Annotated in this window: 9 protein-coding genes and 2 pseudogenes; 6 read left to right on the forward strand and 5 right to left on the reverse strand. The window is 56.5% G+C overall.

Annotation, left to right across the window (positions count from 1 at the left end; translation table 11 throughout):
* The 4 genes and pseudogenes from BM116_RS18240 to BM116_RS18255 all read right to left on the reverse strand — a co-directional run.
* The coding region (locus BM116_RS18240; RefSeq protein ID WP_175494060.1) for a transposase at positions 1-276 on the reverse strand (276 nt) is incomplete at its 3' end.
* Positions 277-341: 65 nt separating this feature from the next.
* A pseudogene (locus BM116_RS18245) lies at positions 342-1,439 on the reverse strand (DUF4158 domain-containing protein); the annotation flags it as partial.
* A 145-nt stretch (positions 1,440-1,584) separates the two neighbouring features.
* Positions 1,585-2,019 (reverse strand): annotated as a pseudogene (locus BM116_RS18250) (hypothetical protein); the annotation flags it as partial.
* On the reverse strand, positions 2,016-3,056 hold the full coding sequence (locus tag BM116_RS18255; RefSeq protein WP_083729394.1) for a helix-turn-helix transcriptional regulator: 1,041 nt from the start codon (positions 3,054-3,056) through the stop codon (positions 2,016-2,018). The gene BM116_RS18255 and the pseudogene BM116_RS18250, both read right to left, overlap by 4 nt.
* An 87-nt stretch (positions 3,057-3,143) precedes the next feature.
* Between BM116_RS18255 and BM116_RS18260 the strand changes: the two genes are divergently transcribed.
* From BM116_RS18260 to BM116_RS18285, 6 genes are read left to right on the forward strand one after another with little or no spacing between them, the layout of a single operon-like run.
* Entirely contained in the window at positions 3,144-4,388 is a 1,245-nt protein-coding gene (locus BM116_RS18260) for an ADP-ribosylglycohydrolase family protein (RefSeq protein WP_235846799.1), read from the forward strand.
* Between the two features lie 41 nt (positions 4,389-4,429).
* On the forward strand, positions 4,430-4,771 hold the full coding sequence (locus BM116_RS18265) for a hypothetical protein (RefSeq protein ID WP_235846800.1): 342 nt from the start codon (positions 4,430-4,432) through the stop codon (positions 4,769-4,771).
* 12 nt (positions 4,772-4,783) lie between these two features.
* A complete protein-coding gene (locus BM116_RS18270) occupies positions 4,784-5,533 on the forward strand; it encodes a hypothetical protein (RefSeq protein ID WP_083729392.1) in 750 nt (249 codons plus the stop codon).
* A gap of 55 nt (positions 5,534-5,588) precedes the next feature.
* A complete protein-coding gene (locus BM116_RS18275) occupies positions 5,589-5,780 on the forward strand; it encodes a hypothetical protein (RefSeq protein ID WP_083729390.1) in 192 nt (63 codons plus the stop codon).
* Positions 5,780-6,280 carry a hypothetical protein gene (locus tag BM116_RS18280; RefSeq protein WP_083729388.1) on the forward strand — a complete coding sequence of 167 codons (501 nt, stop codon included), beginning with the start codon at positions 5,780-5,782 and terminating at the stop codon, positions 6,278-6,280. The genes BM116_RS18275 and BM116_RS18280 overlap by 1 nt, the downstream gene beginning before the upstream one ends.
* Positions 6,277-6,816, forward strand: coding sequence for a hypothetical protein (locus BM116_RS18285; RefSeq protein WP_083729386.1), 540 nt, complete (start codon positions 6,277-6,279; stop codon positions 6,814-6,816). The genes BM116_RS18280 and BM116_RS18285 overlap by 4 nt, the downstream gene beginning before the upstream one ends.
* Before the next feature lie 15 nt (positions 6,817-6,831).
* On the opposite strand, the gene BM116_RS18290 is transcribed toward BM116_RS18285, so the two are convergent.
* Positions 6,832-7,317, reverse strand: a 486-nt coding sequence (locus BM116_RS18290) for a plasmid pRiA4b ORF-3 family protein (protein WP_090475319.1), incomplete at its 5' end; no start/stop codon positions are given.

Genomic DNA, 7,317 nt, shown 5'->3' on the forward strand with positions numbered 1-7,317 from the left:
CCGATCACGCGGTATCTCAATGGGCAGCTCGCCGAACTCGCCCTTGAGCTTCTTGCGGCTAAAGCCGTTGCGGGTATTGCCAGACGAGTTACCGACCGGCTGATGCTTGTCGTGCCCCAGATGGTGAGTCAACTCGGCATCCAGCGCACGCTCAACCAGCTTTTTGGTCAGCTGCTTGAGGATGCCTTCGGCACCAATCAGGTCTTCAGGTTTTTGATAGTTGGCCAAGAGCTGATCCAGCAGCTCGTCGGTGATGGGATGTAGTTTCTTGCTCATCGTGTCTCCGGTTCGGAGCGACAGTGTCGCTCATTAGCCGGTTACACAAAAATTCGTACACCCCCGACTTCGGCACAGGTTTCGCGTAACCGTTCCAGGTTGCCGTCGGGGGAGAGGTATTCCCGAATCAGGCTACCTGCCTCTTGGTCATCCGGTTCCTGAACCAAAATCTGCACCACACCGTCCAGGGTGGCCGCCAGCTGCTCCAGCTTCTGACGTTGCCGTGCTTGGATTTGCTCTAGTTCTTCCTTGGCACGTTTGTGAATCGTAGAGATTCGCCGGATGTACATCTCGGCTAGGTGATCCCGAGTCCGCACGCGCATCCGATAGATCAAGGCAAGCATCAGCGTGTAACGCTTCGGCAGCGAACAGTCCTTAAGCTCGGCGACGTCCGACGCCGCAGCTTGGGCAGCGAAGTGGCGGATTTTGGTATCGACGATTCCATCAAAAATGGCATCTAGATTCCCAAAGCTCTCGAGCCAAGCCATGTGATCTATCAGCACTTCCAAGTGTTTGCGGGATGGCTTCTTGGGTGCCTGCTTGAGGGCGTTGAAGTCACTTTGGCGTCGCCCGAAATCCGTTTCGAGCAGTTCTTTCAGTTTGTAGACCACCTCAATTGGCGCCCTGGTCACAACGAGATTGAATAGCCGCTCCTGCATTGCAACTAAGGCATCCTCAGCAGCGTCATTGAGGGTGGAATAGGCTGGGAGTTCGTAGCTGCGCTGCAGCAACTCGCCGATCAGCACATTGATGATATCCGCCCGCTGGTCGAGTACCTCGGCAGATTCGTGCGCAAGGTGGAGAGCTATGGTGAGCGCTTCACTACCATAGAAAGCCTTGATCTGGAGGTACTCACGAATGGCCGCCTGATGCCTATAAAAAGTACGCGAGTTGGTATAGCGGGAAGTGATACGAGGGCCAAAACCGAGTGTATTCCTGCTGTGGTCAGTGATTTCTGGAGGTATCTCGTCTAGGGGAGGAAAGTAATGGCGCTCTTGGAATACCTTGAGCTGGACTGCCAGCCCAAGGGAAAGGGCTGGGCTACGAGCTGTCCTGGAAATCCAGTCAAGCTCTCCTGAGGAAAGCGAATAGTTGCGGTGTAAGTCCTTCGCACTGAGGGTAGTTGCTAGTCGTGGATAGGCCGTTCTCTCCAAAGCCGCCATCGCTCAGCCCCTATGCATGCAAATAGATCAGCATAGACGCTTCCGGGCATGAGGCAGGCGGGACAAACAGGCCAAGTGAAATTCTATTTATATCAATAGGATAGAACCACTATGTCCTAATTTTCCTTTATCTCGGCATGACCCCGTCACGGGAGCCGAGGGCGATTTTGGCGCGTTGCTTGCCTGCGATGAAGCGCTGTTGCCAGTCCTCATGGCTGAGCTTACCGTTCTGATAGTCCCAGAAGCTTTGAAACACAAACGGGTTGTCCAGCAGCACCCGTATGTTGCCGGGGAATGCCTGCCAGACCAGTTTCTCAAGCGTGTTCTGCTGATCCAGCTCGCACAGTTTGTTGAGGAAAACCTTGAAGTTTTCCTGTTCCCTGAGGCGTAGGCGTTCGTCAATTTCCGTGGCGTAGGCCGCGTTAAAGGCGATCCATAGAAAGATGAATTGCCCGTCCAGATCCTCGGCCTGTTCGGCGCGGTTGAGCCAGCTGAGCGAGCGGTGGGTGCGCAGGGCTAGGTTCTCGTTGTGGGTGTGGCGTTCAGCGCGCTGGCGCTGCTTTAGGCGTTCATAGCTCATGGCGTTGCCTCCTGCCGCAAAGGCTGGTAACCGTTTTTCTTCGCCTGTGACAGGATTTTCTCGGCTTGCTCTGCCTGATGATCTCGCCACTCCGCTGGTTGCACGACGTGAAAGCCGGCACCAAAGCCATGAATCCACCAGAGGGTTTGCTGGTCGTTCGGTACTGTTGCGCGTAACTCGATCCAGCCATCTGCGTCGGGTTCAGACAATGTCTGATCATCGCTCACCGGTGTTTCTCTCAGCTTCCAGGCGACGTGGCTGTTCAACTGAGCAACAAGCACCACTGGCTCTGCTGTGACTGGCAGGCCAAAGCTACCTTCGGTGATGTAGTCCTGCACATTGAATTCAGGGCGTGACCGGTAGGCCACGCTGCTGCTTTGAACCGTTTGAAACCGATGCAGGGCGAGTTGGCGGATGTCATCGTGCTGGTTGATGGTGGCAAGTACGTAGCTGATTGGTCCGCGCGTCACTAGGCCCTGCGGATGCACCGTGAAGTGCTGAACCTCTTGTTTGTAGCGGCTAAGGTAGTCCACCTCAATCGCCTGCTGGTTGAGCAGCGCATCAGAGACTGCATCCCAGATACCGGCTTTGACGTCAGGCGCGATAAGTGACTTGCCTTCAGGAATGCTCGAAACGCGCTTGCTCCAGTGCGATAGGCCGTTTGCATGCAGGCTCCCGAGAAGTTGGCGTGCACGTTCGAATCGATAGCCAATGTGGCTGAGTGCGGAGGGCGGTAGCTTGTCTGACAGCCCTTGCTCAGCCATGACTAGCACCAGCGCTTCAACGGTATCCATGGCGGGCAGGTCACTGGCGTAGTTGGCGACGTAGGACCAGCGATAGGGCTTTTCCGAACTGTCGCAGGTGAGCGGAAACCGGGTGGAGAGTCGCTCCAGATCGCGCTGTAAAGAGCGTGGTGTCAGAGTAAACCCCTCTTCGATCAGCCTCTCGTGCAGGGTAGTGGTGGCGCGCTTATGCGGATGACGGGGAATCATGCGCAGCAAAGCGAGGTGGCGCATCAGGGTATCGTGCTGGCTCATTGCAAATCCTTGTGTCTAATCGCAGCGACATGAATCGTCGCATGCTGAATTTAGCCTGTCACTCTGCAATTGCCATGGAGTGACAGCATGACCGCAACCTTGACCAGCCCCATTGATTCGTCTTCAGCCCTACGTGAGGACGTACTGATGCGTTATCTGCAGCGTGATGTGTGCGGACACCCATGCATTGTTCTGTACGGTGATGACGGGACTGACGACGGCATCGCACAGCCCTCTGTTTGTGGGCGAGAGCTCGGATGGTTGAAGCCGGCTCCCGTGGCGCACGGGGCAGAGCGCACCCTCGGTTGTTTGCTGGCAGGTGCTGCTGGCGACGCGCTGGGCGCTCGAGTTGAATTCATGTCGTGGGACGAGATTCGCCGCGGTTTTGGTAACTGGGGCATTCGCTCCATGGCACCGGCATATGGGCGCCGTGGTGCGATCACTGACGACACACAGATGATGCTGTTCACGGCTGAGGGTTTGCTGCGCGCCTTTGTGCGTCAGGCTGACACCGGTAGTTGTCATGTCCCCGCCGTCATCCATCATGCTCTGCAGCGCTGGTTGGTGACCCAGGGCGTCGAGCCCGCGCTGAGTCCTTGCCGCGATGGCTGGTTGATCAGGCAAAAAGAGCTCTGGTCACGTCGTGCGCCAGGTAACACCTGCCTTTCCGCCCTGATTGATAGTGCCGAGTTCGGCGAGCACGCAGTCAATGACAGCAAAGGCTGCGGTGGCGTCATGCGCGTGGCCCCCTGTGCATTTTTGTTCAATGCGTTCGAGGTCGCGAGTGAGTCCGCGAGACTGACACATGGCCATCCGACAGGCTATCTGGCGGCAGGGCTGTTTGCTGACATCCTGAACCGACTCTGGCGTAATATTCAACTTGACGACGCAACGGTCATTGCCTTGCAAGCGCACGGCGGCAAGCCCGGTATGGAAGAAACGCGCAGGCTGATCGAATACGTACTGCGTCTGCACCAGCAGGGCGTGCGTCCTAATCCTGAGCGTATTGCAGATTTGGGTGGCGGTTGGGTTGCAGAGGAAGCACTGGCTATCGGGCTCTGGTGCGCACTTGCAGCCGAAAGCTTGGAGGACGGGGTGATCACGGCGGTCAATCACAGTGGTGACAGCGACAGCACCGGGATGATTGCGGGCAACCTACTGGGTCTGATCTACGGCCCGCAGGCTATTCCTGACCGTTGGCTAGAAGATCTTGAGCTGCGAGATGTGATAACGCAGATAGCTGTTGACCTTGCTGACATTCCACAGCGTTACCAGGCCGGCAGTGATGCGCGGCACGATGTTCTGACGCGTTCGCGCTATCCGGCTTGGTAGTCGGCTGGGCTTGGTATCGATTGGACGTCGGGAGGCTGGTCGTGGATAAAGCAGGCGTTGAGTTTGATGAAAGTTTTGAGGCGCAGCGGCTAAGCATGTTGTCTCAACAGTTTCCTGAGATGGCCGAGGGGCGCGGGAAAGTTACGTTCTATGCCGAGGATCATGAGGCACGCTTGAGCCATGCGTCATGGGAGACTGAGGGCGAACTGTCGGTGGTGGCGGGAGAGTCAGGCTTCAAGCTGTATTTGATGGAGCTGCTCGACACCCTGATTCAGTACAGAGCGCAGTGCGGTCGTAGCTGCTGGAAAAAGGGTATCGTACACATAGACCAAGGTGACCTTCGCATTGAGTGGTTGCTTGGCGACGATACTGAGAATGGATAGAGGACGTAACGAATGGATGCATTGAAACAGGAATACGCGCGCATTCTGCAGGGGCTGCAGATTGATAGATTCAACCTGGATGAGGATAAGTACTCTGGCGTATTTCTGCCCGCCCCCTTTGATGAGTACTGGACGGCAAAGACCAAGGTCATGCTGGTTGGCCGGGAGACTGCAGGTTGGAATACCGATAACAACAAAAACACTATCAAGCGTGCAGCGGGGCTGGGCGGTGTTTCGGTATCGGAGGTAGTAAACGAGTCCTTCAGACGCTACAGAAAACACTTCGAGTTGAAGGGCGACAAGGTCGTCGATACGTCCAGAAGCCGTTTTATGCAGTATTACTTCCGGCTGGCTAGGGAGCTGGGTCTGGATCCCCGGGCGCTGATTTACGCGAACCTGTTTGCCTGGGACTACGACAAGAAGAGCCCAAAAAAACGCCCAGCTAGCGAGTTCAATGAGATCGTATCAACGTCACAGCAATTGCTTGCTGCGCAGATTCGCCGTTTCAAGCCGGATTTCATTGTTTTCGCTTCGGGTATCAAAGGCGCAGATGGGCCCATTCGGAGCCTGTTTAATGATCATTTCGGCGGATACCAGACCGCTAAAGACAAATTGGTTCCGGGCAAGCTCTGGGAGTTCGAAGCGGCCGGCGCCACCTGTTATCGCATAGCACATCCGCGGGCTGGTTATGGGCATGCGGAGTTCAGGGATCAGGTGATCGAACGTATCCAGGCCAGCGTTGCTTCGAGGGCATCGGCATAAGGACCGTCACTAAGGCACGCCATTGGTCTTGGTTATTGGTAGGAGGTATCGCGGCATGGGGATTGTGATTAAGTATCTTTTCAATGCCAGCATCCTGATGCTGCAACTGGCTACCATGGGCTACGGGCTTTGGCTCGGTGTGACAGAGTCATGGGGAATGGGTTTGTTCATGTTCGTTGTGGCGTTGTTGCTCGGTGCTGCGGCGTTCTCTGTACCCGAACTACCTGACCCTCCCTCGGAGGCCTGATGACTGCGCAGATCGGCGACCTGCTTTTCTATCAGGGCGAGCGGCTGACCATGTGTAACGCTCCACTCGGTGCCTACTTTCGCTTGGGTGGTGTGTATCCTGAGTTCGAGCCGAGCTCAACCGCGCTTATTCGTGGTTATGTCGCTACCTGGGAACTACTGGACGGCAGGCTCTACTTGATTGCAATCCAGGGTTGCCTGAGTGACGGGACTGATGCGTCATTGGAGTCCGTGTTCCCAGGGTATTCGGAGCGGGTATTCGCGCATTGGTACTCCGGTCGAGTCCGGGTCCCACGCGGCAAACTGCTGAAGTACGTGCATGCTGGTTATGCGAGTGTCTACGAGCGTGATCTGCTGCTCGACTTTGAGCGTGGTGTGCTTGTTGCCTCGATGGAGAAGCACAACGGCGTATCAGATAATCCCAATGCTCCAGAGGGATATGGCGTGGGTGCGCTGACGGTGTTTACCAGGCCAGGCCCGCAGCAGGAGGCTGACGATTGACCTATCTCTACTTGTATCTCGGCATTGGCTTGCTGGTCGGGATTGGGTTCAGCGTTCGTGGCGCGCGTGCCTATGCTAAGGCCCCAGCAATAACCGAGGTGGCAGCGCAGGCCCTTGACCCAGACTGGCAGCCGCCGAAGCGGCGCTGGTTACCCCTGATTCTGATCAGTAGCCTGATTTGGCCGATGCTGCTCCTGCTTCTTCTGGTGGATCGACCGTTAAAGCCGGCAGCCCCGATGCCAGAATTCGCGGTGACTTCACAGCATCTGCAGGAGGCTCTCTCTGTGGTTGAAATCGAAGCTCGAGAACGGGTTTTCGATCCGCTTGGCACGGTGCCGGATGTGCCATTCGGACACCTGAATACAGCTTGGCAGGAATTTCTTGCGCAGTGCGAGGAGGGGGGTGAGTTCAGGCGGTTTGCGGCTGATTGGGATGCAGGTTGGTGCCGGGGGCGGCGCGAAGGTTATGTCGAGATGGTGGATGGCCAGCCGGGGCGTTTCTTTATGACGCTGTGCAAGACGCTGCCGGAGGAGTAACCGGTAGCTACCCGCTTAGCCCCAGAGGTTGTTGCAAATGCGCTGAACCGCAGCGTTTGCGGCTCTGCAATCAAATAGTCGCGGATCAAAGTGACCGCCCACCCAAGCCAGTGCCTCCTGGCCTTCTTCACTGTCCGGCTGGGCAATCACCTGCAGGAAGTCCTGATACCCCGTTACGCCACCCACGTCCTCCGGTGGGCAAGCGCCTGCACCATCCAGTACCTCGCACCAGGTGCCGGAAGCATTGCTCGGCTTCTGTGCTTCCAGTGCAATCACGTGTTGCCAGCTATCGCCAAAGTCATAGGTGTAGCGCACACGACCAACATTCTTGAACACTTTTGTCATCTTGATGCGTCGGTCGTCCTGGGCATCGTCCTGCAGGTCGGCAAACTCCGGATCCAGTGGTGTGTAACGATTGAGCCCAACCTGAAACTCATGCAGGTGGCAGCTGTGCCAGCCGAATGCCGCCTGGATGAAGTGGTGAAGCTTGCGTAGCGTGCA

Origin of the sequence: Halopseudomonas pachastrellae (assembly GCF_900114765.1) — a bacterium.
Lineage (GTDB): Bacteria > Pseudomonadota > Gammaproteobacteria > Pseudomonadales > Pseudomonadaceae > Halopseudomonas > Halopseudomonas pachastrellae.

Coding starts and splice junctions, on each gene's coding strand:
- BM116_RS18255 (WP_083729394.1), bottom strand. CDS start 3,056: ATGAGCCAGCACGATACCCTGATGCGCCACCTCGCTTTGCTGCGCATG.
- BM116_RS18270 (WP_083729392.1), top strand. CDS start 4,784: ATGGATGCATTGAAACAGGAATACGCGCGCATTCTGCAGGGGCTGCAG.
- BM116_RS18280 (WP_083729388.1), top strand. CDS start 5,780: ATGACTGCGCAGATCGGCGACCTGCTTTTCTATCAGGGCGAGCGGCTG.
- BM116_RS18260 (WP_235846799.1), top strand. CDS start 3,144: ATGACCGCAACCTTGACCAGCCCCATTGATTCGTCTTCAGCCCTACGT.
- BM116_RS18275 (WP_083729390.1), top strand. CDS start 5,589: ATGGGGATTGTGATTAAGTATCTTTTCAATGCCAGCATCCTGATGCTG.